General features: G+C 59.4%; 25 protein-coding genes and 1 pseudogene. 15 read left to right on the top strand and 11 right to left on the bottom strand.

Annotation, left to right across the window (positions count from 1 at the left end):
• Positions 1-170 precede the first annotated feature (170 nt).
• The 3 genes from CXF97_RS16510 to CXF97_RS16500 all read left to right on the top strand — a co-directional run bounded on the left by CXF97_RS16510 (position 171) and on the right by CXF97_RS16500 (position 3003).
• On the top strand, positions 171-389 hold the full coding sequence (locus CXF97_RS16510) for a DUF2970 domain-containing protein (protein ID WP_101159404.1): 219 nt from the start codon (positions 171-173) through the stop codon (positions 387-389).
• Positions 390-866: 477 nt separating this feature from the next.
• Positions 867-2525 carry a nitrite/sulfite reductase gene (locus CXF97_RS16505; protein WP_101159403.1) on the top strand — a complete coding sequence of 553 codons (1659 nt, stop codon included), beginning with the start codon at positions 867-869 and terminating at the stop codon, positions 2523-2525.
• A complete protein-coding gene (locus CXF97_RS16500) occupies positions 2509-3003 on the top strand; it encodes a DUF934 domain-containing protein (protein WP_101159402.1) in 495 nt (164 codons plus the stop codon). The genes CXF97_RS16505 and CXF97_RS16500 overlap by 17 nt, the downstream gene beginning before the upstream one ends.
• Positions 3004-3070: 67 nt before the next feature.
• Here CXF97_RS16500 and sohB read toward each other — a convergent pair whose 3' ends face one another.
• Positions 3071-4102 carry a protease SohB gene (sohB, locus tag CXF97_RS16495; RefSeq protein ID WP_101159401.1) on the bottom strand — a complete coding sequence of 344 codons (1032 nt, stop codon included), beginning with the start codon at positions 4100-4102 and terminating at the stop codon, positions 3071-3073.
• 204 nt (positions 4103-4306) lie between these two features.
• On the opposite strand from sohB, the gene CXF97_RS16490 reads away from it, so the two are divergent.
• Both CXF97_RS16490 and CXF97_RS16485 read left to right on the top strand, forming a co-directional pair.
• Complete coding sequence (locus tag CXF97_RS16490) at positions 4307-5017, top strand: histidine phosphatase family protein (RefSeq protein ID WP_101159400.1); 711 nt, start codon at positions 4307-4309, stop codon at positions 5015-5017.
• A gap of 63 nt (positions 5018-5080) precedes the next feature.
• Positions 5081-5398, top strand: coding sequence for an SCP2 sterol-binding domain-containing protein (locus CXF97_RS16485; protein WP_016774477.1), 318 nt, complete (start codon positions 5081-5083; stop codon positions 5396-5398).
• A gap of 78 nt (positions 5399-5476) precedes the next feature.
• Here CXF97_RS16485 and CXF97_RS16480 read toward each other — a convergent pair whose 3' ends face one another.
• From CXF97_RS16480 to CXF97_RS16470, 3 genes are all read right to left on the bottom strand, one after another.
• A complete protein-coding gene (locus tag CXF97_RS16480) occupies positions 5477-5983 on the bottom strand; it encodes a hypothetical protein (protein WP_101159399.1) in 507 nt (168 codons plus the stop codon).
• A 95-nt stretch (positions 5984-6078) separates the two neighbouring features.
• Positions 6079-7116, bottom strand: coding sequence for a hypothetical protein (locus tag CXF97_RS16475; RefSeq protein WP_157830907.1), 1038 nt, complete (start codon positions 7114-7116; stop codon positions 6079-6081).
• A 12-nt stretch (positions 7117-7128) separates the two neighbouring features.
• Positions 7129-7656, bottom strand: a complete 528-nt coding sequence (locus CXF97_RS16470) for a PAAR domain-containing protein (RefSeq protein WP_101159397.1) — start codon at positions 7654-7656, stop codon at positions 7129-7131.
• Between the two features lie 524 nt (positions 7657-8180).
• Here CXF97_RS16470 and CXF97_RS16465 point away from each other — a divergent pair.
• From CXF97_RS16465 to CXF97_RS16455, 3 genes are all read left to right on the top strand, one after another.
• Positions 8181-9044, top strand: a complete 864-nt coding sequence (locus CXF97_RS16465; RefSeq protein ID WP_024012724.1) for a LysR family transcriptional regulator — start codon at positions 8181-8183, stop codon at positions 9042-9044.
• 112 nt (positions 9045-9156) lie between these two features.
• Entirely contained in the window at positions 9157-10302 is a 1146-nt protein-coding gene (locus CXF97_RS16460) for an SRPBCC family protein (protein ID WP_101159605.1), read from the top strand.
• Positions 10299-11375: an SMP-30/gluconolactonase/LRE family protein gene (locus CXF97_RS16455; RefSeq protein WP_101159396.1), complete on the top strand. Its 1077-nt coding sequence runs from the start codon at positions 10299-10301 to the stop codon at positions 11373-11375. Before CXF97_RS16460 ends, CXF97_RS16455 begins: the two co-directional genes overlap by 4 nt.
• Before the next feature lie 63 nt (positions 11376-11438).
• Here the strand turns inward: CXF97_RS16455 and CXF97_RS28245 are convergent, their stop codons facing one another.
• On the bottom strand, positions 11439-11603 hold the full coding sequence (locus CXF97_RS28245) for a hypothetical protein (protein ID WP_178081204.1): 165 nt from the start codon (positions 11601-11603) through the stop codon (positions 11439-11441).
• Positions 11604-11701: 98 nt separating this feature from the next.
• Entirely contained in the window at positions 11702-11956 is a 255-nt protein-coding gene (locus tag CXF97_RS16450; RefSeq protein ID WP_041478686.1) for a DUF465 domain-containing protein, read from the bottom strand.
• Positions 11957-12160: 204 nt separating this feature from the next.
• Between CXF97_RS16450 and CXF97_RS16445 the strand changes: the two genes are divergently transcribed.
• Positions 12161-12682: a DUF4142 domain-containing protein gene (locus tag CXF97_RS16445; RefSeq protein ID WP_039758662.1), complete on the top strand. Its 522-nt coding sequence runs from the start codon at positions 12161-12163 to the stop codon at positions 12680-12682.
• A 56-nt stretch (positions 12683-12738) separates the two neighbouring features.
• Here CXF97_RS16445 and CXF97_RS16440 read toward each other — a convergent pair whose 3' ends face one another.
• Positions 12739-13002, bottom strand: coding sequence for a hypothetical protein (locus CXF97_RS16440; RefSeq protein WP_101159395.1), 264 nt, complete (start codon positions 13000-13002; stop codon positions 12739-12741).
• A 258-nt stretch (positions 13003-13260) separates the two neighbouring features.
• Here CXF97_RS16440 and CXF97_RS16435 point away from each other — a divergent pair, with 258 nt between their 5' ends.
• The 6 genes from CXF97_RS16435 to CXF97_RS16410 are packed head-to-tail and all read left to right on the top strand — an operon-like array spanning position 13261 to position 18691.
• On the top strand, positions 13261-14112 hold the full coding sequence (locus tag CXF97_RS16435) for an STAS domain-containing protein (protein WP_101159394.1): 852 nt from the start codon (positions 13261-13263) through the stop codon (positions 14110-14112).
• Positions 14113-14116: 4 nt separating this feature from the next.
• Entirely contained in the window at positions 14117-14479 is a 363-nt protein-coding gene (locus CXF97_RS16430) for an STAS domain-containing protein (RefSeq protein ID WP_016774466.1), read from the top strand.
• Positions 14476-14880 (top strand): anti-sigma regulatory factor, encoded by a 405-nt coding sequence (locus CXF97_RS16425; protein ID WP_101159393.1) that lies wholly within the window; start codon positions 14476-14478, stop codon positions 14878-14880. The genes CXF97_RS16430 and CXF97_RS16425 overlap by 4 nt, the downstream gene beginning before the upstream one ends.
• The gene (locus tag CXF97_RS16420) at positions 14877-15890 is read left to right on the top strand and encodes an ATP-binding protein (protein WP_101159604.1); all 1014 of its coding nucleotides are present in this window, start codon (positions 14877-14879) and stop codon (positions 15888-15890) included. The genes CXF97_RS16425 and CXF97_RS16420 overlap by 4 nt, the downstream gene beginning before the upstream one ends.
• Positions 15883-16758, top strand: coding sequence for a sensor histidine kinase KdpD (locus CXF97_RS16415; protein WP_101159392.1), 876 nt, complete (start codon positions 15883-15885; stop codon positions 16756-16758). Before CXF97_RS16420 ends, CXF97_RS16415 begins: the two co-directional genes overlap by 8 nt.
• Complete coding sequence (locus tag CXF97_RS16410; RefSeq protein ID WP_101159391.1) at positions 16748-18691, top strand: response regulator; 1944 nt, start codon at positions 16748-16750, stop codon at positions 18689-18691. The genes CXF97_RS16415 and CXF97_RS16410 overlap by 11 nt, the downstream gene beginning before the upstream one ends.
• Before the next feature lie 123 nt (positions 18692-18814).
• Here the strand turns inward: CXF97_RS16410 and CXF97_RS16405 are convergent, their stop codons facing one another.
• The 4 genes and pseudogenes from CXF97_RS16405 to CXF97_RS28035 all read right to left on the bottom strand — a co-directional run.
• Complete coding sequence (locus CXF97_RS16405; protein WP_101159390.1) at positions 18815-21448, bottom strand: excinuclease ABC subunit UvrA; 2634 nt, start codon at positions 21446-21448, stop codon at positions 18815-18817.
• Between the two features lie 39 nt (positions 21449-21487).
• Positions 21488-23599 (bottom strand): PAS domain-containing hybrid sensor histidine kinase/response regulator, encoded by a 2112-nt coding sequence (locus CXF97_RS16400; protein WP_101159389.1) that lies wholly within the window; start codon positions 23597-23599, stop codon positions 21488-21490.
• Positions 23600-23734: 135 nt separating this feature from the next.
• Positions 23735-24424 (bottom strand): GntR family transcriptional regulator, encoded by a 690-nt coding sequence (locus CXF97_RS16395; protein ID WP_076563214.1) that lies wholly within the window; start codon positions 24422-24424, stop codon positions 23735-23737.
• A 395-nt stretch (positions 24425-24819) separates the two neighbouring features.
• Positions 24820-25320, bottom strand: a pseudogene (locus tag CXF97_RS28035) (hypothetical protein); the annotation flags it as partial.

The raw sequence follows: 25320 nt of genomic DNA, 5'->3' as shown, positions 1-25320 counted from the left end.
TGGTGCATCTGCGGTATCCGGATATCGCTCGCCGGGAGTGCGTAACCGGATATGTAGTCAACTCGTGCCGTTCCTCTTCTCAAACCTTGGGAGGGCTCGGGGTAAAGGCGTGCGGCAGCCGAGCGTTGTTTGACTATGCTTGTGAGGCACGACTTCAAGCGGAGGGATTTATGGACGATCCAAACGATAACAAACCGCCGACCTTATGGCAGATGCTGCACAGCGTCATGGCAGCGGCGTTCGGTGTGCAGAGCGGAAAGAATCGGGAAAGGGATTTTACCCACGGCAAGCCCAGCCACTTCGTCATTCTGGGGGTTTTGTTCACGGCAGTGTTTGGCGTGACGCTATTTGCCATCGTCAAACTGGTGCTCCATCTCGCCGGCGTATGAAGCCGCCAGACAATAGCCAGGCACGGGCGTGCAGACAGTAATCCGGGCCGGGAGACGGGCCCGGAAGTTTGCTTACTGATGGCTGACCCAGAAGACCGCTGTCCCTACAACGAGAATGATCAGAAACAAAATCGCCCATGCATCAACGCTGCTGTCGCTTTTCCTGGCTTTGGTCGGGTTGCTCATTGCATCGCCTCTTGTCGGTTTTATCGGTGATTGCACAAACACTCGATCAGAGTAAAGACGATGATTGTCCGCACGACAAATGTGGATTAGCTGCAAGCCACCGCAGTTAGGCGATTTGGTTCTTTACATATACTCAAACATCACTTTTGCGCATAACTGCAAACGGGTATATTGCCCCGGCTCCTTCAGGAGTGCGCGGCCGTGCGCGCAGAATTGCAGAGGCAACATCGGACTCCAGCAAGCGAAAACGCAGCGTTTTCCGAGTAGCCCAAGCCTGAGAACAGGACTTATATGTACGTATACGACGAGTACGATCAGCGGATCATCGAGGACCGCGTCAAGCAGTTCCGTGATCAGACCCGACGCTATCTGGCAGGTGAGCTGAGCGAAGAAGAATTCCGCCCGCTGCGCCTGCAAAATGGCCTGTACATTCAGCGCTTCGCGCCGATGTTGCGCGTGGCGGTGCCTTACGGCCAGCTGACGTCGCGCCAGGTGCGCATGATGGCCAAAATTGCCCGCGACTACGACAAGGGCTACGCCCACATCAGTACGCGGCAGAACGTGCAATTCAACTGGCCGGCGGTGGAAGACATCCCGGACATTCTGGCTGAACTGGCCACCGTGCAGATGCACGCCATCCAGACCAGCGGCAACTGCCTGCGCAACGTCACCACCGACCAGTTCGCCGGTGTCGCCGCAGATGAAGTGATCGACCCGCGCCCCTGGTGCGAAATCGTTCGCCAGTGGACCACGTTCCACCCTGAATTCGCTTACCTGCCGCGCAAATTCAAAATCGCCGTCAACGGTTCGACCAGCGACCGCGCGGCCATTGAGGTCCACGATATCGGCCTTGAGCCGGTATACAACACTGCTGGCGAACTGGGCTTCCGCGTGTTGGTTGGCGGTGGCCTTGGTCGTACGCCGGTTGTTGGCGCCTTCATCAACGAGTTCCTGCCGTGGCAGGACCTGTTGAGCTATCTCGACGCCATCCTGCGGGTCTACAACCGCTACGGCCGTCGTGACAACAAATACAAGGCGCGGATCAAGATCCTCGTCAAGGCGCTCACCCCTGAAGTGTTCGCGCAGAAAGTCGATGCGGAAATGGAACACCTGCGCGGTGGCCAGACCACGCTGACCGAAGCTGAACTGCAGCGTGTCGCCAAGCACTTCGTCGATCCGGACTACAAGGCACTGGACAACCAGACCGCACAGCTGGCCGATCTGGACAAAGAGCATCCAGGTTTCGCCCGCTGGCGCAGCCGCAACACCCTGGCGCACAAGAAGCCGGGCTATGTCGCCGTGACCCTGTCGCTGAAGCCGACCGGCGTGGCGCCGGGCGATATCACCGACAAGCAGCTCGACGCCGTCGCCGATCTGGCCGATCGCTACAGCTTCGGTCAATTGCGCACGTCCCACGAGCAGAACATCATTCTTGCCGACGTCGAACAGAGCCAGTTGTTCACCCTGTGGGGCGAGTTGCGCGAGCAAGGTTTTGCCACACCGAACATCGGCCTGCTCACCGACATCATCTGCTGCCCGGGCGGGGACTTCTGCTCGCTGGCCAACGCCAAGTCGATTCCGATTGCCGAATCGATCCAGCGTCGTTTCGACGATCTGGACTACCTGTTCGATATCGGCGAGCTGGATCTGAACATCTCTGGCTGCATGAACGCCTGCGGTCATCACCACGTCGGCCACATCGGCATCCTCGGTGTGGACAAGAAAGGCGAAGAGTTCTATCAGGTCTCCCTCGGTGGCAGCGCCAGCCGTGATGCGAGCCTGGGCAAGATCCTCGGCCCGTCCTTCGCACAGGACGCCATGCCTGACGTGATCTCTAAACTGATCGATGTGTACGTTGAACAGCGCACCGAAGACGAGCGCTTCATCGACACCTATCAGCGTATTGGCATCGACCTCTTCAAGGAACGCGTCTATGCAGCGAATCATTAAGAACAACGAAGTCGTCGACGAGACCTGGCACTTGCTGCCCAAGGACGCGACGTTTGATGGCATTTCCAATTGCGACGACCTGATCGTGCCGCTGTCGCTGTGGCGTGATCATGGTCACGCGCTCAAGGCCCGCGACGGCGGTCTGGGCGTGTGGCTGGACGCTGACGAAGAAGCCGAGGAGATTGGTGAAGACGTCGATTGCTTCCAGGTTATCGCGCTGAACTTCCCGGCGTTCACCGACGGCCGCAACTACTCCAACGCCCGCCTGCTGCGCGATCGTTATGGCTTCAAAGGTGAGCTGCGGGCGATTGGCGATGTTCTGCGTGATCAGCTGTTCTACATGCGTCGCTGCGGTTTCGATGCGTTCGCTATACGTCCCGACAAAGATCCCTACGAAGCACTGGAAGGCCTCAAGGACTTTTCGGTGACTTATCAGGCCGCTGCTGACGAACCGCTGCCGCTGTTCCGTCGGCGGTAAGCCTGCGCACATTTGCTGCGAACACCAAAACGCCGGTCATTGACCGGCGTTTTTTTTGCCTGCGGTTTTACCAGAAACGTTGTTGGGTCAGGCGGCTCCACCAGCTCAACAGCACACGATCCACCGAACCGCTTGCGGCCATGCCGATGCGTTCCTGCAGGCTTTTGCGTTCGGCGTAGTGCAGATGGAAAACCTCGGCCTGGTTGGCTTTCTGCGCCAGGTATTCATCGCTGGTCTTCAGTTCATCCACCAGTTGGTTTTCCAGCGCAGCGATACCGAGCCAGATTTCACCGGTGGCCACTTCGTCGATCGCCAGTTGCGGGCGATAACGCGCTACAAAGTTTTTGAACAATTGATGCGTGATGTCGAGGTCTTCCTGAAACTTCTCGCGACCCTTTTCGGTGTTTTCGCCAAACACGGTCAGGGTGCGCTTGTACTCCCCGGCGGTCAGCACTTCGAAGTCGATATCGTGCTTTTTGAGCAGGCGATTGACGTTAGGCAACTGGGCGACTACCCCGATCGAACCCAGAATCGCGAACGGAGCGCTGATGATCTTGTCGCCGATACACGCCATCATGTAGCCGCCGCTGGCTGCGACCTTGTCGATGCACACGGTCAGTGGCACGCCGGCGTCGCGGATGCGGGCCAGTTGCGAAGACGCCAGACCGTAGCTGTGCACCATGCCGCCGCCACTTTCCAGACGCAGAACCACTTCATCTTTCGGTGTGGCCAGGGTCAACAGCGCGGTGATCTCATGGCGCAGGCTTTCGGTGGCGGAAGCCTTGATGTCGCCATCGAAGTCGAGTACGAACACCCGGGATCTGGTCTCAGGTTTGTTCTTTTGCTTCTTCGCGCTTTTCTCGGTTTTCGCTTCGCCCTTGCGTAATGCCTTGAGCTGATCCTTGTCGAGCAAAGTTTGCTCCAGACGTTCACGCAGGCCTTTATAGAAATCGTTGAGTTTGCTGACCTGCAACTGGCCCGCCGACTTGCGCCGCCCCTTGCTGCGCAATGCGGCGAAACTGGTGAGCACCACCAGAATGGCGATCACCAAGGTGACGGTCTTGGCCAGAAAGCTGGCGTATTCGGTGAAAAAATCCACAGAGACTCCTCAAAGCAGTGCGTGAAGGTGAGACACACGCGGAATGGCTCCAGCATACCCATGCGCCGGCTCGTCGACCAGCCGTGAAACCTCTCGCAACACGCCTGTAACGGGCATTTCAAACAAGCGTATGTTTTTTCATTGACAGCTCTCCGCCATCCTCATAACCTCGCCTGACCTTCAACGTACCGGGACGACGCGGACGTGGGCAGCATCTACTTGATACGACATGGCCAGGCCTCCTTTGGTGCAGACGATTATGACGTCCTGTCACCGACCGGCGTGCGTCAGGCAGAAATCCTCGGCCAGCACCTCGCCGATCTTGGCATCAGTTTTGATCGTTGCATTGCCGGTGACCTGCGCCGTCAACAGCACACCGCCACCAGCGCGCTGGCGCAATTCAGCGACCGAGGCCTGCCTGTTCCAGCCCTCGAAACCGACTCCGCTTTTAATGAATTTGACGCCGACGCGGTGATCCGCGCCCTGCTCCCGGCCATGCTGCCGCAAGAGCCGGAAGCCCTCGACATCCTGCGCAACGCCGCGCAAAACCGCGGTGAGTTCCAACGCATCTTTGCCCTGATCGTCGAGCGCTGGCTCGCCGGCACTCATGACACCCCGGGGCTGGAAAGCTGGCTGGGTTTCGTCGAACGGGTTCAGGCCGGTTTGCATCGCATTCTCGACCTGGCAGAAAAAAACCAGAAAATCGCCGTGTTCACGTCCGGCGGCACTATCACAGCCCTGCTTCATCTGATTACGCAAATGCCTGCCAGACAGGCCTTTGAATTGAACTGGCAAATCGTCAACACCTCGCTAAACCAACTGAAGTTTCGCGGTCGCGAGGTGGCTCTGGCTTCCTTCAACAGTCACGCACATTTGCAACTGCTGAAGGCCCCGGAACTCATCACTTTTCGCTGAGTCCGGCTTACTGTGACCCTGGCTGTAACCACCCAGCTCCCATGACCAAGAAAGGATCGAACCATGACCTCCGTAGCTGATGCCGTAAAAGCAATGCAAGCCAAGTTCAACCCAGCCGCCGCTGCCGGTCTGGACCTGGTCTTCGGTTTCAACATCACCGACGAAGACAAGCAATACGCACTGATCGTCAAAGACGGCACCTGCGACATCCAGGAAGGTGAAAACCCTGACGCCAACTGCACGCTGGTGCTGGACAGCCAGACCCTGAAAGACATCGTCAGCGGCGAAACCGACGGCATGCAGGCCTTCATGGGCGGCAAGCTGCGCGTTGAAGGCGATATGATGCTGTCGATGAAATTGTCCGAGCTGTTCCCTTCGTAAGAAGCAGCTTGGTAACACCCAAATCCCGCTTATTGGCGGGATTTGTCGTTTCAACCATTGAAGTCATGGCAACGTGAGTTAACGCTTGGCTGAAGCGGCCCCATCAAGCTCTTTTCTTACCTGAAGGTATGCCGCCTCTTCATCACTGTTTTCCATCAGATTCGAAGCCATCGAGCGGGCCAAGAGTTTCTTTTCTGTCACGTCCCAATCGATCGTAACGACCACGATCCTGTTTTCAAACCTGATGAAAAGCCAATAGGTATCCACCGGCCTGTCGGGCTCGGCAAATGAACTATAGGCATACCGTATCTGGCGATGCAGGTCCGGCGTATTCAGAATGAGGTGTTCGGTGTCCAACTTTGGAAACTGTCGTCCTATAGCGAACAACGCTTCGGTCAAGAGAACATCATTCTCAATATGTCGCAAACTTTCAGGCTTATTGCGCAGCATGGTCACTGGGCTCTGTTCAGGCGGAGTACCCATGAGACGCGGGCGATACATACCTGAACTGAACCACCGGGTGGCATCGAAACGGTTTTCTTCCGGACTCCACGGGCCGTAATACATCATTACTTTGGCTGGCATCTGGACTTCCTTGGCGTAAATAAATAGTCCTGCAAAGCTGACGGCAATCAACAGGACACATAAGACGTGACGTCTACCTATAAACTTCGGGACCGTCATAGCGGCTTATAGGCAAGCAGGTGTTTGGGTACGCCGTCCGGTGTATCACCTGATCGAACGTCACGATGTGCGCCTAAGGCATCCAGCGGAAATCCAATCTTCCGTTCATACAATGCTCGGCTGTCATCGTGCGCCAACAAATTGCGCTCTTCCTCAGAGACTGTTGGCGTTGGCGCCTGCGGCGCCTGTTCATCAGGTAGTTGCGCCGTTGGGTCTTTGAGGGTCTTGCGATGTTCGATCAGCTTTCGTTCATAAGCGGTTTTTCGACTCAAATAGTTCCGCATCGCTTGCCCATCAGTTGCGTCTCTTTCACGAATGCCCGGGACAGATCCCCGTTCCGCCGCAGTACCGTAAGTTGTGTCGTAGTTGCTGCGCCTTGGGAATGCCCACACGGTGGTCCGGGTCGCATTAGCAAGAATCTGCGCCAGGCTGCGCTCGTAATGAGGATCTTCTGTTTCATTGACCTTGAAGTCGGCATCGATACCCAAACCTGTGCGACAAGCGTAGGAGTGAATTTTCGCACCATAGGCAAACGCTTCGGGCTTGAACATATTCGCTTGGGCATCACGCAGACGATAGCTATCGTTTTTATCCAGCTCGTAGCCCAACTCGATGCTGCCCACCACTCCGTGGGAAAAAAAATCGAGCTGTTTGATCTCGCGCCCGCGGCGTTGCCGAGCTGCGATGAAATCCACAAGACCGGAGATGGAGTCCATCTCCCGGTACTGTGCTCCGTGCTGATTTTCGACAACGTCCTTCAAAGCCCCCAGCAAGTTCGCGGGATAGTCGTTTTTGAAAATCAGAAATACACGCTGAATCGTGAAGTTTGGAGTGCCGGTTGGATACTTTGTGAGTTGGCGGATACCCTGATTGATAAAGCGCATCTTGTTGCCCTTCTGACCACGAATCTCTTCATAAAGAGACATGTAAGACGCACCCACAACCGTTACGTAATCCTGTGCCAGCGTACCTTTCACTTGAGTCGTTGTATGTTGATCGCTCGTTTGAGCTTGATTCGTTTTGGGGGCTGCCACCTGCCACCTCCCTTAGTAGTCTAGGCCGAGCGCGTCGAGATGGGCGGCGGCTTCCTTACCCCACTGCACAACTATCGAAGTCGCGTTGGCGGTAAACACCCGCGCGGCGTTACCGTGACTATCGGTATGGCCTACGAGACGCTGACCGTCACCCGTTTCGATGCAATAGAGCATGTCGGGAATCGCTTCGCCGGTGGTCTCATCAACCAGTTGGAAGCGCTCGCTGTGTTTAGGAACAGTGATAATCGGGGCGAAAGGTGCGGAACCGACCTGGGTGCCGACAAAAACGTCGCCAGAGCCCGTGATTACCATGCCTCCGTGGGCCGTCGCACTGCCCAAGAAAGCAATAGGCTTGCCATTGATCAAAATATTGCTGATGCCTTCGGTGACAGTGTCTCCGCAAGCCGTGGTGTCTCCGACACGCAAAACCGGCATTCCATTGATGTTTACATCACCGGAACCGCTGTTGCTGGGATTGGTGCCATGGCCTGTGATCGGGCATGCATTAAGATCGCTGAGTCGAGCGGCAGGCTTTGCCATCGTTAACTTCCTTGTTGTAAGCGTGGGCGCGAAATGTACCGGATCTTTATATTGGTTGAAAGCCTCAATCCAGATGTAGCGTGCGAGCCGCCGCGGATGTAGCTGGCAGCGACTCATCGGCCCTTCATCGCTCCCGGAATCTGGAAGTTGTCGCCTCGGATTCGCAGATGCTCACGAATACGATCAAGCAGCGGCCACCGCCCCGTTCGGCCCCATGCCGCTGTCCCAGGGAAAGGGGTTTATTGATAAGCCCCGTATTTGATCTGGTTCAGATACTCCTCAACCATACGCATGTCCGCTCAGATCGATCGGCACATAACCGTAGCAGTCATTCGCGCGTTGCTTCAGCCATGACTCGGCCTTGGCTTGTCGCCCGAACACCTCAATGGTCATCTGATCAAAACGCTCCTGTTGCCGTAGGACTGAAACGCAATTTTCAGCGGTTCAATTCGTTGTTGCTTTCAGGTTGGGGAGAGGAACTTTTGACTTACAATGCGCCCACCTCCAGATACCGGCCCCGCCCTATGGACATCGACCTCGCTCGCACCTTCCTCGAAATCGTCCGTCACGGCAGCCTTGCCGCCGCCGCGCAGAAGCTGTTCGTCACGCAAACCGCGATTACCGCGCGGGTGCAGAAGCTCGAGAGCCAGTTGGGCAGCACACTGTTCGTGCGCAATCGCGCCGGGGCGAAGTTGACGGCCAATGGCGAAGCATTCGTGATCTACGCCAATCAACTGGTGCAGACCTGGGAGGCTGCACGCCGCGACTTGCCGCTGCCCGAGGGTTATCACAACGTTTTGCACATCGGTGGCGAGGTCAGCCTGTGCAACCCATTGATGCTCAGTTGGGCGGCGGAACTGCGCGAGAAAATCCCCGGGCATGCTCTGCGCATGGAGATTCGCGACGGCGAAAATCTGCTGCGTCAGCTCGAACTCGGTGTGCTCGATGCAGCACTGGTCTATCAACCGGAATACTGGCCTGGGCTGCAGGTCGAGCAGGTGCTGGAAGAAAAGCTGATTCTGGTCCGCGCACCCGAGCGCCCCGAACCGTATGTCTACATCGATTGGGGTCCTGACTTTCGCCGCCAGCACGACGCCGCCCTGCCGGAAAAAGCCAAAGCCGCGCTGAGTTTCAACCTTGGACCGTTGGCCCTGCAATACATCCTCGAACATGGCGGTAGCGGCTATTTCCGCACCCGAGTCGTGCGTACGTATCTGGAAACCGGCGCACTGGAAGCCGTCACCAAAGCGCCGGAATTCGGCTACCCGACTTACTTGGTGTATTCGCGTGATCGCGACTCGGCAGTGTTGCAACAGGCCTTCGATCTGTTGCGAGAAGTAATCCGCACCGATGACGACTGGTCGCAACGTTGGAATCCGTTGAGCTGACCCGACAGCTTCAGTCCAGAGCATGGCGCTTGTGACCTCAAGGTTGACCCTGCACGAGTCAGCGGATCGGCTAATCTGCCGGGTATGACAATGATCCCCGCAGGTGAAAGCGTTGAGGCAGACCACCGAGGCATTCCGCAGCCGCTACCGCGCGGCCATTCATCCTTTGTACAACCCCTGGCTGCACGGCTTCTTTGTGCTGGCGTTCGGCATGCTTGCGATCGCTTTGTTCTGGCGCTCAGTGCATTCGGTGAGTTGGCTGCAGTGGCTGACCGTGCCGCTGACCCTGCTGCTGTTCAACTTCGGCGTGTACATGGTTCACCGCCACCTCGGCCACCACAAAAAGCCCTTCGCGAAGATGTTCTACGCCCGACATGCCGGCGACCATCACAGCTTTTTCACGCCCGGCCATATGGCCTACGACAGCGCGCGGGACTGGCGGGTGATTCTGTTTCCAGCCTGGCTCATCGTCATTCATACGCTGGTCATCGCCCTGCCCCTGTGGTGGCTGCTCGCGCAGCTCAACGCCAATGTCGCCGGGCTGTTCGGCGCAAGCATGGTGCTTGGCTATCTGCTCTATGAAGCGTTCCATGCCTGCGAACATCTGCCGCCGCAAAATCCGCTGACGCGGTTACCGTGGATTCGCCAGATGCGCCGCTTGCATGAACTGCATCACCGCCGCGAGCGCATGCAGACGCGCAATTTCAACATCGTTCTGCCCCTGATGGACTATCTGTTCGGCACGCTGTATGACGAGCCGGAACCCGCCCCTTTGAGTTATCCGAAAATGCCCATGACGCGCATGCAGCACGAAATCGCTATCGCCGGTGAACCGGTTGCCGTGCTTGCCTATGCCGCCAGCGTCAGTCACTGGCCGGACTGGCACCCCTCCTCATTGAAAATTGACGGCCCGCAAGGTCCACTGCATGCCGGTGCGCGTTTCGAAGAGGACATCCATGCCGGCGGACGTGCCGGTCACTTGCGCTGGGAAGTCACTGAATACCTGCCGGGCCGGCGCTGGTGCGCACGTGCGCAAAGTGCTCAGGGCCTGTCGCTACAGCTGACTTATGAATGCTCGGCGCAGGCTGGCGGCACGCGCTTCGCACGCACGTTGGAATATCGCTTTGACGGCTTGCTCATGCGTCTGGCCAATCACCTGTTGCTCAAGCGGCGCATCGAACGCGAATCTACCGCGTCGATGCTCGCCCTGCGCGACAAGGCTGTTGCGCACATCGGTTCAGCGAGGGCCAGCGCGTGAAATTACGTTTTGGACTGATCCTGTTGGTCGTCTTCGCCATCGCATGGCTGTTATTGCTGCCGACCAAAGTCGAACCGGTGGCCTGGACACCGCCACCGGCGCCCTCGTTGAAGGACGGAGTTTACGCGGACAACCAGCGCCTCAAAGGCGTGGTCAAGATCGGGCCGAGCGACATCGAAGGGCCGGAAGCGTTGCTGCTGGAAGACGAATTCCTCATCACCGGTTTGCATGACGGCAGGCTGATTCGCAGCAGTCTCGACGGCACGCAGCGCAAGGTTCTGGCCGACACCGGTGGCCGCCCCTTGGGTCTGGCACGTCATCCGAATGGCATGCTGGTGATTGCCGATGCGGTCAAAGGTTTGCTGTCACTGGATGCGCAGGGACGCGTGATTCCCCTGACGACCGAGGCCAACGGTGTTCCATTTGGCTTCACGGATGATGTGGCGGTCGACAAGTCGGGCCATTTCGCCTACTTCAGCGATGCCTCAAGCCGCTGGGGCTATGGGCAGGACGGCGAGGCAATCATCGAACATGGCGCCGACGGACGCTTGCTGCGTTACGACTTTCAAACCGGCAAGACCAGCGTGCTGCTCGACAAGCTGCAATTTGCCAATGGCGTAACGCTTGGCCCGGACGAAGCCTATGTGCTGGTGAACGAGACCGGCGCCTATCGCATCAGCCGCTACTGGCTGAGCGGGCCGAAGGCTGGCACACATGATGTGTTCATCGACAACCTGCCCGGGCTGCCGGACAACCTCTCGTTCAATGGCAGCAATCGCTTTTGGGTAGCGCTGTATGCGCCACGCAATGCCTTGCTCGACGGCACGGCTGAACATCCGTTTTTGCGCAAGATGATCGTGCGGGCGTTGACGGTTTTGCCCAAGCCTGTAGAGAAGCGTGGCTTTGTCCTCGGGCTCGATCTGGACGCCAAGGTGATTGCCAATCTGCAGGATGCGAGCGATGGCAATTATTCGCCGATTACCACCGTTCGCGAATACGGACAGTGGCTGTATTTCGGCTCGTTGAAGGCTACGCATATGGGGCGCATGGGGTTGGATTCGGCCCTGAAGTAAAACGGTAAAAATTTTCACCGTCTGAACCGACGCTATCGCTGGCAAGCCAACGATAGCGATCTGTCAGTTGCTGGACCGGTCAAATTTCTCCGGATCTTCATCCTCTGGCCGTTCTTTTACGGTTTTTTCCGGATGCGCAGTGGTATGCGCCGGGCTGTTCGGTTCAGGACGGGTCGGAATCGGGTCGAAGCCGCCCTGCTCTTCACTGGGGAATTTGGGATCGTTCATGTGGCACCTCGCAACGAGTCGATGGTTTGCGGACTCTGCACATTGGAGGTGCCATTGGCCCCGCCGTTCCCCTCAAAGGGCGACCACGGGTCGGTTGATTACTGTCCCGTCAGCGGCTGCCCGGCCAGTTGGGCGACGATCTGTTCCTTGACGATCACGCGCTTCTCTTTGAGCTTTTTCAGCTCGTCGTCGGTAGGGGCATCTGACTGGGCGTTCTCGGCCTCGACAACCGCTTTATCAACATCGAAATACTTGTTGAGCAACGAATCCAGCTTCGGATCCTCGGAGCGTTTTTGCTCGATCTCTTCCTTCTTGCAGCCCAGGTCCTGATACAGATCATGTGAAACCGGCATGAAACACCTCCATCAATTTGATCGACAACCAGCGCGACCGATGCGCTGACTCATGGTCAGCATGGCCTTGCACAATGGCATCTGTCGACTCCCTGTCAGACCAGCGGTTGCCGTTCGTCGCCCTGTCGTAAATGCGATAAAACCTTTGGCACAGGCGCTCGCTCCATTGGATAACGCTCACAAAAACCTGCGTGGAGACACCCAATGGACGGATTCAACCTGCGTCATCTCGCTCTGGCTGTTGCACTGTCTGCCGGCATGGGCAGCGCCTTTGCCGCGACCGACAACGATTTTGTCGATAACGCCGCCGCCGGTGGCATCGCCGAGATCGAAACCAGTCGCTTGGCCCTCGAAAAAAGCCAGTCTGCTGACATCAAGGCCTTTGCCAACCAGATGATCACTGATCACAGCAAAGCCAACGATGAGCTGGCGGCGATTGCCAAAGCCAACGACATCGAAGTCCCGGACACCACTACCCTGGTCAAGCAGGCCAAGGAAAAGATTCTCGACATGCGCGATGAATCCTTCGATGCGGCCTACGCCAACAACCAGGTCATGGCTCACCAGGAAACAATCGAGCTGTTCAAGAAACAGGCGAACACCGTGACCGATGACAAGACCAAAGGCGCTACGGAGCTGAAAGCGTTCGCGCAGAAAATGCTACCAGCGCTGGAAAAACACTTGGCCCATGCCAAAGAGCTGCAGGCCAAACACCCGAGCAAGTAACCTTCGGGCAATAAAAAGGCCGCATCTATTGATGCGGCCTTTTTGCGTTTCAGCGATCAACCGCCATCGGTATCGATATCGGCATCGGTGCTTTCGCCCGGTGCAGGGCGATCCGGATCAGGCTTGAAACCAGGGCTGAAGTCGTTGCTGTTGTCACTGTGATGCTGCTTCTGATCGACCTCGGCAGCGGCGCTGTCCGCCTGTCCTTTTTCCGCCGGCGCAGGCTGAGTTTGCCCCGGTATTTGCGGGTCGATCGCTGGATCGTTGCGGTTAATCGACGCTGAGGACTGATTTTGCTGTTGCGGCGCTTGCTCGTTCATATCCACCTCATTCATAGTCCTGCCTCACTCTTCCAGCACGACTGGAAAACGTCGGGCATGCAGATTCGAAGCCTGACGCCGTAGATTCGTTCAAAAGATCGTTGCCTGTTGCCTCGCCGACTAGAGTTATCGGGGCGATCGACGCGGCAGGCAGAAAATTCACCGCAGGATGAACAACTATTTCCAGCGGCAAATGTCAGTCAATTCGCGCCGGCCATTTCGCCAGGCCGGCCCCTTATGAAACGGAGCGACACGCACATGGCAGCACTGCAGAACAGCACAGTTGAAGCAATCAAGAACAACCAGACTCAGCTGTTGAGCGAATGGACCAAACGCCTCGAAGCCAGCGGCGCGACGCGCAACCTCAAAGAACATGACGTCACTCAGCAAACCCGCGATTTGCTCAGCCTGCTGCTGGCCGGCCTGGAAAATGGCAACGGCAGCAAAGTCGCCGCCGCAGGCTGGGAAGACACCCGTCAGTTCCTTGAGAAGCTGTCGCAGAGCCGCGCCCTGCTCGGCCAGGATTCCCAGCAAACCGCCAACTTCATCTTCGCGCTGAAGGGGCCGTTGTTCGCCCTGCTGCAAAACCACTATCAAGATCAGCCTGCGCTGCTTGCCGAGCAATTGCTGGAAGTGTCCGAGCTGCTCGACACCGTCGGCATGCACACCATCGGCACCTTCCAGAAATCCCGCGAAGCGGTGATCAAGCGTCAGCAGGAAGAATTGCTGGAACTGTCGACCCCGGTGGTCAAGTTGTGGGACGGCGTCCTCGCCCTGCCGATGATCGGCACCCTCGACTCGCAGCGCACGCAAGTGGTGATGGAGTCGCTGCTGCAGCGCATCGTCGACACCGGTTCGGAAATCGCCATCATCGACATCACCGGCGTGCCGACTGTCGACACCCTGGTCGCCCAGCACTTGTTGAAAACCGTCACCGCGATTCGCCTGATGGGCGCCGACTGCATTATCAGCGGCGTGCGTCCGCAGATTGCACAAACCATCGTCCACCTGGGTCTTGATCTGCAAGGTGTCGTGACCAAAGCCAACCTGGCCGACGCGTTGAAACTGGCTCTGACTCGCCTGGGCATCAGCCTCGGCAAAGCGGTCTGAGCCGATGGAACGTATTCCGATTCTTCAGATGGGCGATTTGCTGCTGGTGACCATTCAGGTCGACATGCACGACCAACTCGCCATGACCCTGCAGGACGACCTGTCCGAGCGCATCAGCCGGACTTCGGCGCGCGGCGTGTTGATCGACATTTCCGCGCTGGACATGGTCGACTCGTTCATCGGGCGCATGATCGGCACCATTTCCGGGTTATCGAAAATCATGGACGCCGAAACCGTGCTGGTCGGCATGCAGCCGGCCGTGGCGATCACGCTCGTTGAGCTGGGCATGACTTTGCCGGGCGTCAGCACCGCCCTCAACGTCGAACGCGGAATGAAACTGCTGCAGGATCGAGTACGCCTGCAATGACCGTACGCAGCAGCGGTACTCAACCCATCTCCATTGAACAGGACGTGGTGTTCGCCCGCCAGACCACGCGCAAGCTCGCCACCGAATGCGGCATGCGCCTGATCGACCTGACCAAACTGGTCACCGCCGTCAGCGAGCTGGCGCGTAACACCATGGTCTATGGCGGCGGCGGCGACATGGACTGGCAGATCATCGAGGAAAACGGCCGGGTCGGTTTGCGCATCACGTTCCGCGACGAAGGCCCGGGCATCCCCGACATCAAACTGGCGATGACCGACGGTTGGACGTCCGGCAGTGGCCTGGGCCTGGGTCTGACTGGCGCCAAACGCCTGGTCAATGAATTCGAACTCGACACTGAGCCGGGCAAAGGCACGCGCATTACGATCACACGATGGACATGAATATCACCGGGTCGTTGACCCAGGTTCTGCCGATCGAGGACAGCAGCCAGATCGGTCACGCGCGGCGCACCGCGCAGAAACTCGCCGAACAGCATGGCTTCGACGAAAACGATGCCGGGCGGGTGGCGCTGGTCGCGACGGAATTGGCCAGCAACGTACTCAAGCATGCCCAGCGCGGTGAATTTCACCTGCGTGTACTGACGAGGCCGGGCAACGGTTTCGGCCTCGAAATGCAGACGGTGGATCGCGCGCAAGGCTTTGATCTGGATGCCTGTCTGGCGGACGGTTTCTCCACTGGCGGTACGCAGGGCATTGGTCTTGGCGCGGTGTCGCGACAGACTGATGTGTTTGATGTTTACGCTGACCACCGTGGCGCTGTGTTGCTGGCGCGGATATTTCCACGCGGTGATCGGCAGGCCGATATCCGTTTCGGGGTAAGCCAGCATTCGTTGCATGCCGATCCCGCCTGCGGCGATGTCTGGCACCTGGCGTATGAGGGCGCGCGGATCAGCGCGCTGGTCGTCGACGGCCTCGGTCACGGCGAAGATGCCGAGCGCGCAGGTCTGGCCGGTGCTCACGCATTCGCCCGGGCACCCTTTGCCGATCCCGTGCCATTGATGGAAGACTTGCATCAGGAAATGCTCGGTACCCGCGGCGGCGCTGTGGCCTTCGCGCAGTTCGACAGCCAGCGCGATAGCCTGACATTCGCCGGTGTGGGCAATATCGGCGCCAGCTTGCTCGACCCCGAAAAGTCACGCGGCCTGGCCTCGCACCCTGGCATCGTTGGCGGCCAGTACCGTAAAGCCAAACCCTTTGACTATGCTCACGTGAACGGACATTTATTGATCATGTACAGCGACGGCTTACAGTCCCGTTGGAACCTCAAAGACTACCCCGGCCTGGTGCATCGCCATCCGTCCGTGATAGCCAGCGTCCTGCACCGCGACTTCTGTCGTGGTCGCGATGACGTGACGGTGCTGGTCGTTGCTCTGGAGGCCGCCCATGGCTGAATCGACAACCCTGAGCCCTGCCGAACAGGCGGCGCTCATCGCTCAGTTGCAGCGCGAAACCACTGCCCTGCGCGAAGAGCTCGATGAAACCAACCAGGGCGTGCTGGCGCTGTACGCCGAGCTCGACACTCAGGCTGAAGAACTGCGTCAGGCATCGGATCTGAAAAGCCGTTTCCTGTCGTACATGAGTCATGAATTCCGTACGCCGCTGGGCTCGATTCTGAGCATCACCAGTTTGCTCGCCGACGAGCTTGACGGCCCGCTCAGCCCTGAACAGCACAAGCAGGTGACATTCGTCAGCACTGCCGCACGTGAGCTCAGCGACATGGTCGATGACCTGCTGGATCTGGCGAAGATCGAAGCCGGGCGCATCAGCATCTCGCCGGCCTGGTTCGACATGTTCGACCTGTTTTCGGCCCTGCGCGGGATGTTCCGGCCAATCGTCGATGCTTCGGCGGTGGATCTGATCTTCGAAGAGCCGCTGGGCCTGCCGCGCCTGTATACCGATGACAAGAAGCTCGGGCAGATCCTGCGCAACTTCATTTCCAACTCGCTGAAATTCACCACCCGTGGCGAAGTGCGCGTGTCGGCGCGACTGGAAGGTGAAGACAAGGTGCGCTTTGCCGTCAGCGACACCGGCATCGGCATCGCTGCCGAGTTGCATGACACGCTGTTCGAGGACTTTTCCCAAGTCGATTCGCCATTGCAGAAGCGTCTGCGCGGCACCGGCCTGGGCCTGTCACTGTGCAAGCGTTTCGCCGCCCTGCTCGGCGGTGAAGTCGGGGTTGAAAGCACGCCGGGCGTCGGCTCGACATTCTTCGTCATCATCCCGCTGGCAATCGCTCTGGAGAACGTCGATGAATCGTGACATCCGCCTGCTGATCGTCGATGACAACGTCGCCACCCGCTACGCCTTGCGCCGGCGCCTGGAGCGCCACGGCTACACGGTGCTTGAGGCCGGCACCGGCAGCGACGGCCTGGCTCTGATCGAGAGCGAAGCCCTCGATGCGTTGATCCTCGACGTCAACCTGCCGGACATGAGCGGTTTCGATATCGTTCGCCTGCTGCGCGCCGACCCGGGCACCGCGCTGCTGCCGGTGATTCATGTGTCAGCGGCGTCGATCCAGACCGGCGACATCATCACCGGTCTCAACGCCGGTGCCGATGCGTATCTGATTCACCCGGTCGACCCCGATGTGCTGCTGGCGACGCTGCGTACCCTGCTGCGGGTGCGCGATACGGAAAATGCCCTGCGCGAAAGCGAGGCACGTTTTCGCGAGATTTTCGCTAACGTCTCGGCGCCGATCGCAGTACTCGATGCCAATCTGAAAGTGCATGAATGCAATCACGCCTTTGCCCAGCTGATCGTCGATACCCGCGATCCGCAGGCGCTGCGTGAATGCTTCGCCGAAGATCAATGCTCCATCCTCGACGAACTGCGCCTGCGTCTGGTCGACGGGGAGCGCTGGAAAGGCACGCTGAACATGCGCGTGCAGGGCGAGATTCGCGAGACGCAATGGCAGATTTCGCCGTATCGCACCCCAGAGCTCAGCCTGGTGTTCGTCGAGGACGTCACCGAACACCGCCACCGCGAGCGCTCTCACCTGGCGCGGCTGGATGACACCACCACGCAGCTGGCCAAGGAAGTCGCCGAGCGCGTGCACGCCGAAGCGCAATTGCTGCAAGTGCAGAAAATGGATGCACTGGGCAAGCTCACCGGCGGCATCGCTCACGACTTCAACAACCTGCTGACCGGGATCATCACCAGTCTGGAACTGATCCAGAAACGCGTGGCCGATGAGCGTCTGGACAAGGTGCAGTTCTACACCGAAGCAGCGCTGAACTCAGCGATGAGCGCGGCCTCGCTGACCCATCGCCTGCTCGCCTTCGCCCGTCAGCAGCCACTCGATACACGGCCGGTGGACATCAACGAGCATGTCCGCTCGCTGGAAGAATTGCTGGTGCGCACCATCGGTGAGCGCATCACCCTCAAGCTGGAACTGACCAACAAACCGGCGATTGCGCTGGTCGACCCGGTGCAGCTGGAAAGCGCCGTGCTCAACCTGGTGATCAACGCCCGCGATGCCCTGCCCTCCGGCGGCAATATCTGGGTCAATACTTACGCCGCTTATTCCCACGGCGATCCGAATCTGGCCGATGGCGCGTACGTGGCGTTGTCGGTACGCGACGACGGCACCGGCATCGAACACAACGTGATCGACAAGGTGTTCGAGCCGTTCTTCACCACCAAGCCGCTGGGCCAGGGCACCGGGCTCGGCCTGTCGACGATTTACGGCTTCGCCCGTCAGTCCGGCGGTGACGCGCACATCCGTAGCGTTGCCCGGCGAGGTACCGAAGTGACGATCATGCTGCCCGGCACCAACGACCCGACCGGGGCCGACGCGCCTGTGCCGATGCCTGACGCCAAAGGCAGTGGCGAGCATGTGCTGATCGTTGAGGACATGGCCACGGTGCGCTTGTTCGTCACCGAAGTGCTGGAAGATGCCGGCTACCGCTGCACGCAGGCAGCGGATATCGAGTCGGCGCTGGAGCGCTTGCAGAATGACCCGTCGATCGACCTGCTGCTGACCGACGTAGGCTTGCCGCGCATGAGTGGCCGTGAGCTGGCGGATGTCGCCCGCGGCTGGCACGAAGGGCTGCCGATCCTGTTCATGACCGGCTACGCCGAAACCGCGCTCAACCGCCAGGTCTTCCTGGGTACAGGGATGGAAATGCTGGTCAAGCCGTTCCAGATCAGCGAACTGCTCGACAAGATCCGCCGCACGATTGATGGCGCCTGACACTCCGCGTTCGCGAGCAAGCCCGCTCCCACAAGGGATCTGGTGTGCGACCAGTTTTCCGGGTAAACCCACAAAACTGTGGGAGCGGGCTTGCTCGCGAAGGCGCTAGCGAGGGCGCCGCCATCATCGGCTTAACGCCCGAGCGAGAAACGGCGCAGTCTTGCTCTTTCTGCTCGCCGCGACTTTTTGCGGTGTGCCGGCAGCGACAATCCTGCCGCCCTGATCGCCCGCGCCGGGGCCGATGTCAATCACCCAGTCGCTCTGCGCGACTACACGCATTTCGTGTTCGACGACGATCACCGTGTGCCCTGCCGTCACCAATGTATCGAGCTGCTGCAGTAACCTGTCGACATCCCTCGGGTGCAATCCCGTGGTCGGCTCATCCAGCACATACAAGGTCGCACCACGCTGACTGCGCTGCAATTCGGTCGCCAGTTTGATCCGCTGCGCCTCGCCGCCGGACAGTTCGGTGGCCGGTTGCCCCAGGCGCAGATACCCCAGGCCGATATCGCGCAACACCTCCAGCGAACGACGTATCCCCGCCTGCTCGGCGAACACCGCCACCGCTTCATCGACGGTCAATTGCAGCACCTGCGCGATGCTCAAGCCCTGCCAGAGAACTGCCAGGGTCTGCGGGTTGTAGCGCGCGCCATGACAGGTGGGGCACGGCGCATACACGCTGGGCATGAACAGCAATTCGACGCTGACAAAGCCCTCACCCTCGCACGTGGCGCAACGGCCCTTGGCGACGTTGAAGGAAAACTGCCCGGCGTCATAGCCCGCCGCTTGCGCTTCGGGGGTCGCGGCGAACAGCTTGCGCACGTTATCGAACAGTCCGGTGTAGGTCGCCAGATTGGAACGCGGTGTACGGCCAATCGGTTTCTGATCAACCTGCACCAGCCGCTTGATCGACTCCAGGCCGGCGGTGATCTGGCCGGAACTGGGCGGTTGTACGTCATCTTCCAGGCTCGGTTCTTGCGACTCGACCTCGGCCACCGGCCGCCCCAACTGCGCGCCGACCAGTTCCAGCAATGCCTGACTGACCAGACTCGATTTGCCGGAGCCAGACACCCCGGTCACCGAGGTGAAACAGCCCAGGGGGAATTCGGCGTTCAGATTATTCAGATTGTTCCGCGTGACGCCGTCCAGCTTCAGCCAGCCGCTCGGCTTGCGCGCGGTGCGTTCAGGTCGTTGGTTTTCGGCGAACAGATAAGCGCGGGTCTGCGAATCCGCAATCTCGGCAAGCCCCTCAGGCGGGCCGCTGTACAGCACTTGCCCGCCCTTTTCCCCCGCTGCCGGACCGACGTCGATCAGCCAGTCGGCACGGCGCATGGTTTCGACATCGTGCTCGACCACAAACAGCGTGTTGCCGTCCGCCTTCAACCGCTGCAGCGCCTCGAACAGCGCTTCGCCATCCGCCGGGTGCAGGCCGGCGGACGGCTCATCCAGCACATAAATCACCCCGAACAACTGCGAACCCAATTGCGTGGCCAGACGCAAACGCTGCAACTCGCCCGACGACAAGGTCGGTGTACTGCGTTCCAGCGCCAGGTAACCCAGGCCGAGATCGGTCAGGGTGCTGACGCGCTCCAGCAGATCTTCAGCAATACGCTGCGCTGCCAGGCGTTTTTCCAGCGACAGGTTCGGCGTGTGGCGCACATCCGGCGCGCTGGCGTGGCCACTGGCGCCATGGGCGACCTGCTGTTTACGGGCCTCGCGAGTCTGCGCATGGCTGAGGGTGTCGCCGCTTCCCTCAGCCTGTTCCAGGTAACTGATCGCCGCCACCGGCCTCAGTACTTCGGCCACTTGCAGCAACGGCATTTGTGCCAGCTGGCCAATGTCGTAGCCCGCAAAGGTCACCGACAACGCCTCGCGCTTGAGCCGCTTGCCCTCGCACAACGGGCACGGACTGCCGCGCATGAACTGCGAGACACGCTTCTTCATCAGCGCACTTTGCGAGTGGGTAAAGGTGTGCAGGATGTAGCGCCGGGCGCCGGTGAAAGTACCTTGGTAGCTCGGTTCCATCTTGCGCTTGAGGGCGACGCGGGTTTCTTCCGGGGTCAGCCCGGCGTACACCGGCACCGTCGGCGTTTCTTCTGTGAAAAGGATCCAGTCGCGCTGCTTTTTGGGCAGTTTGTTCCACGGGATATCGACATCGATGCCCATGGTCACGAGGATGTCGCGCAGGTTCTGCCCCTGCCAGGCCAAGGGCCAGGACGCCACGGCGCGCTGGCGGATGGTCAGGTTGGGGTCCGGCACCATCAGCGCTTCGGTCACTTCATAGACGCGGCCCAATCCATGACACTCCGGGCAAGCACCCTGCGGTGTGTTCGGTGAAAAGTCCTCGGCATACAGCATCGGCTGTCCCGGCGGGTAACTGCCAGCACGGGAATACAGCATGCGGATCAGGCTCGACAGCGTCGTCACGCTGCCCACCGAGGAACGCGCGCTCGGCGTGCCGCGCTGCTGTTGCAGGGCGACGGCTGGCGGCAGTCCTTCAATGGAGTCGACATCCGGCACGCCAACCTGATCGATCAGCCGCCGCGCGTACGGCGCCACCGATTCGAAATAACGCCGCTGGGCCTCGGCATACAGCGTGGAAAACGCCAGCGATGACTTGCCCGATCCCGAGACGCCGGTGAACACTACCAGCGCATCGCGGGGAATATCGACATCAACGTTTTTCAGGTTATGTTCGCGGGCGCCGCGCACACGGACCATGCCGGCGGGTGCTTTGGAATTGCGCTTGGAAGTCATCGACCTGCCTTGATTGGAAAACAGTGGCAGCGCTCGGCCTCAAGTGCCGAGCACCTCGCAAATCATCTGCAGCAACGCTTGCGGGCTGTAAGGTTTGCCAAGCAGATGCGTATCGGGGCTGAGTTGGTGGTCGCGGGAAATGATGTCGCGTGTATGCCCGGAGGTGAACAGTACCGGCACCGGCGGCGTCTGCACCTTGGCCCATGCGGCCAGATCCGAACTCTTGATCAGGCCGGGCATGACCACATCGGTGAAGATCAGATCAATCTCGATGCCTTCCAGCAACATCTGCATGGCGACGTCGCCATTGCACGCGGTCATCACTCGATAGCCTTCTTCGCGCAGCAATTCCACCGCCGAAGCGCGCACTGCGTCGTTGTCCTCTACCACCAGAATGGTTTCGTGGCCGCCGCCTTTGCGTTCGCCGACACTCGCGGTCTCTTCGCGGACCGGGCGCAGGCTGCGCGGGAAATACAACTGCACCCGCGTGCCTTCGCCGAGCTTGCTGTCGATCTCGACGTGGCCGCCACTCTGCTTGACGAAGCCGAAGACCATGCTCAAACCGAGCCCGGTGCCCTGCCCGTCGGCCTTGGTGGTAAAGAACGGTTCGAAGACTTGCTCAAGCATTTGTGGGGCAATACCCACGCCGGTGTCGCTGACCGCCACACGAACATACTCCCCGGCCGCGATGCCCTTGCCGGCGCAGTATTCGCTGTCCAGGCAGACGTTGGCGGCGCTGAGGCCAATAACGCCCTCGCCCTTCATCGCGTCGCGGGCGTTGATGGCCAGATTGAGAATCGCGTTTTCCAACTGGTTACGGTCGACGTTGATGTGCCACGGCTGCGACGGCAACTGCACGTCGATCTGAATGGTTTCGCCCAGGGCGCGTTGCAGCAATTCGCCAACGCCTTCGAAAATCTGCTCAGGGTTGCACACGGCCGGTGACAGCGGTTGCCGACGGGCAAACGCCAGCAGTTGCGAAGATAATTTGGCACCGCGCTCGACCGCCGCCAGCGAAGCCCCGACCCGGCGTTGCACATTGGCATTGTTCGGCTCATGCCGAGCGAGCAAATGCAGGTTGCCGGCGATCACTTGCAGCAGGTTATTGAAATCATGGGCGACGCCGCCGGTCAGGCCGCCGATGGCTTCGAGTTTCTGCGATTGACGCAATTGCTCTTCCGCAGCCAGTCGCGCATCCACTTCGGCGGCCACGCGCTGTTCGAGGTTGCGGGTGAATTTGAGCAGCGAGTCTTCAGCATTCTTGCGCTCATGGATGTCAATCAGCACACCGGGGAAGCGAAACGGCTTGCCGTCTTCATCGAACTCGCAGGCACCACTGGCCAAGACCCACAGATACTGGCCATCGCCACGCTGCACGCGGTATTCGGCGTTGTACGGTTCGCCAGTGCGCACGCAGTGGGCAACCCGTTCCTGCACCCACCGATGATCCTCGGGATGGATGCGCGATTCGGCAATTTCTTGTTGCAGATCGCTCAGGTCCTGATCCGACGGATAGGAAAAGGTGCGGGCGAAACGTTCGTCAGCGGAGAAGCGATTGTTCTTGATGTCCCAGACAAACGAGCCCAGCAGTGCGCCGGCATTCAAGGCCAGACGCACGCGTTCGTTGTCGGCGCGATAAGCATCTTCCGCCGCCTGGCGCAGACGCTCGGAATGCACCAGTTCGGTGGTCTCGACGACCATCGCCATGACGCCGCCGGGCACGCCTTCATCGTTGGCCACCGGGCTGTAATACAAATCCATCCAGACATCTTCGGGGACGCCGTCGCGCAGCAATACCAGCTCTTTGTTGCGATAGGACAAGGTGCCGCCGGCCAGGCAGGTGTCGACGACGTGACGGTTGAATTCGGCGACTTCCGGCCAGCCCAGCTCAACCGGGACGCCGAGTAGATAGGGATGGCGCCCCCCCGCGAATTCGGAATAGGCGTCGTTGTAGATCATGTAGCCGGCGTGGCCCCAGAGCATCACCATCGGCAGCGGCGAAGCCAGCATCAGTTGCACGGTGTTGCACAGGCTGGCCGGCCAGTCGGCGAGCGGACCCAGTTCGGTATGGCTCCAGTCAAACGCCCGAATGCGTTCGGCCATTTCGCCTTTCCAGCCCTCACAGCCGTGGCTTTCGGATAAAAACTGCATCGCCTGACTCAGTGTCCTTTTTTGCGGTTTTCCGATCTATCGCAACGCTACAACGACGCGACGCCCGTGTGTTTCGAGGCTCTGAAAGCGTATTGGTTTCATCGCAGGTGTAGCCGATTTGCGACACCGGGCCATTCAGACGCCAATCAGGTGTTTTAGCGGGTGATAGCCGGTTTTCATTTTTGCAGCGACGTCGAGAATCGCCTTCTCGATCCCGTTGAGGTGCGTGCAGGTCAGCTCGATCGCAGCGCTTTGATTGCCAGCCTCGATGTACTCGAGCAAGCGCAGGTGTTCGTCGTCGCGGCAAGCCTGGTGACTGTCGTCGTCGAGCGCGGCGGCATACAGCGAGGCGCGCGAGATCAGCTTCTGGAACCAGTCGAGCAGCACCGGATTGTTCAGGCTGCGCGCCAGTTTGAGGTGGAATTCGCCAAGCAAGTGGATCAGACGTTCGTGGTCGCCGGCCGCATGGGCGGCGTCTTCGAGCAACAAGTGCTCGCGCAGGTCCTGCATGGCAACGGTGTCTTTGCGCCGGCACAGCTCGGTGACAATGCCGATTTCGATCAGTCGTCGGGTTTCGAACAGCGAACGCAGCTCTGCGTCACTGGGCAATGATACCGACGCGCCTTTGTTGGGCTCGGTCGTCACCAGGCCATCAGCCTCCAATTGCTTGAGCGCAGCACGCACCGACGTGCGGCTGACATTGAACAATTCGGCCAGCGAAGCCTCGCCCAGCTTCATGCCGGGGCGCAACGAACGCTTGCTGATCGCCGCATAAACCCCTTGGTAGACGCGGTCGACCGTGGTTTCCAGCTTTTTTTCGCTCATTCGAACACTCCTTTGGCATCGGGCAACTCCTCCTGGCAGTGGCTGGCCATGGAGATTCGTCGGGTTCCCGTACCCGTGTGAAGCGCAGAATATCTGCGATCGGCCGAAAGGTGCAGCCTTTTGATTTGTATCTGTTTTGAACGCAGACCAAAACCTGTGAGGCGGGCTTGCCCGCGAAGGGGTTGGCACATTCAACATCGGCATCGCCTGATGCACCGCTTTCGCGAGCAAGCCCGCTCCCACATTGGTCCGGAGGCAAATCGACAATCTTCAGTACAACCAGAATTCCTGTGGGAGTGGGCTTGCCCGTGAAGGGGTTGGCGGATTCAACATCGTCATTGCCTGATGCACCGCACTCGCGAGCAAGCCCGTGCCCACATTGGTCCGCAGGCGAATCAGCAGTCTTCATCCCAATCCAAATTCCCTGTGGGAGCGGGCTTGCCCGCGAAGGCGTTGGCGGATTCAACATCGTCATTGCCTGATGCACCGCATTCGCGAGCTAGCCCGCTCCCACAATGGTTCGGAGGTAAATCGACCATCTTCAGTGCAACCAAAATCCCTGTGGGAGCGGGTTTGCCCGCGAAGGCGTTGGCGGATTCAATATCGTCATTGCCTGATGCACCGCATTCGCGAGCAAGCCCGCTCCCACAATGGTTCGGAGGTAAATCGACCATCTTCAGTGCAACCAAAATCCCTGTGGGAGTGGGCTTGCCCGCGAAGGCGTTGGCACATTCAACATCATCATTGCCTGATGCACCGCTTTCGCGAGCAAGCCCGCTCCCACATTGGTTCGGAGGTAAATCGACCATCTTCAGCGCAACCCGAATCCCTGTGGGAGTGGGCTTGCCCGCGAAGGGGTTGGCACATTCAACATCGGCATCGCCTGATGCACCGCT

The sequence above is a fragment of the Pseudomonas sp. Choline-02u-1 genome (genome assembly GCF_002836515.1).
In the GTDB taxonomy this organism is placed as follows: Bacteria; Pseudomonadota; Gammaproteobacteria; order Pseudomonadales; family Pseudomonadaceae; genus Aquipseudomonas.
This window is presented reverse-complemented; position numbering and strand designations above follow the sequence as displayed.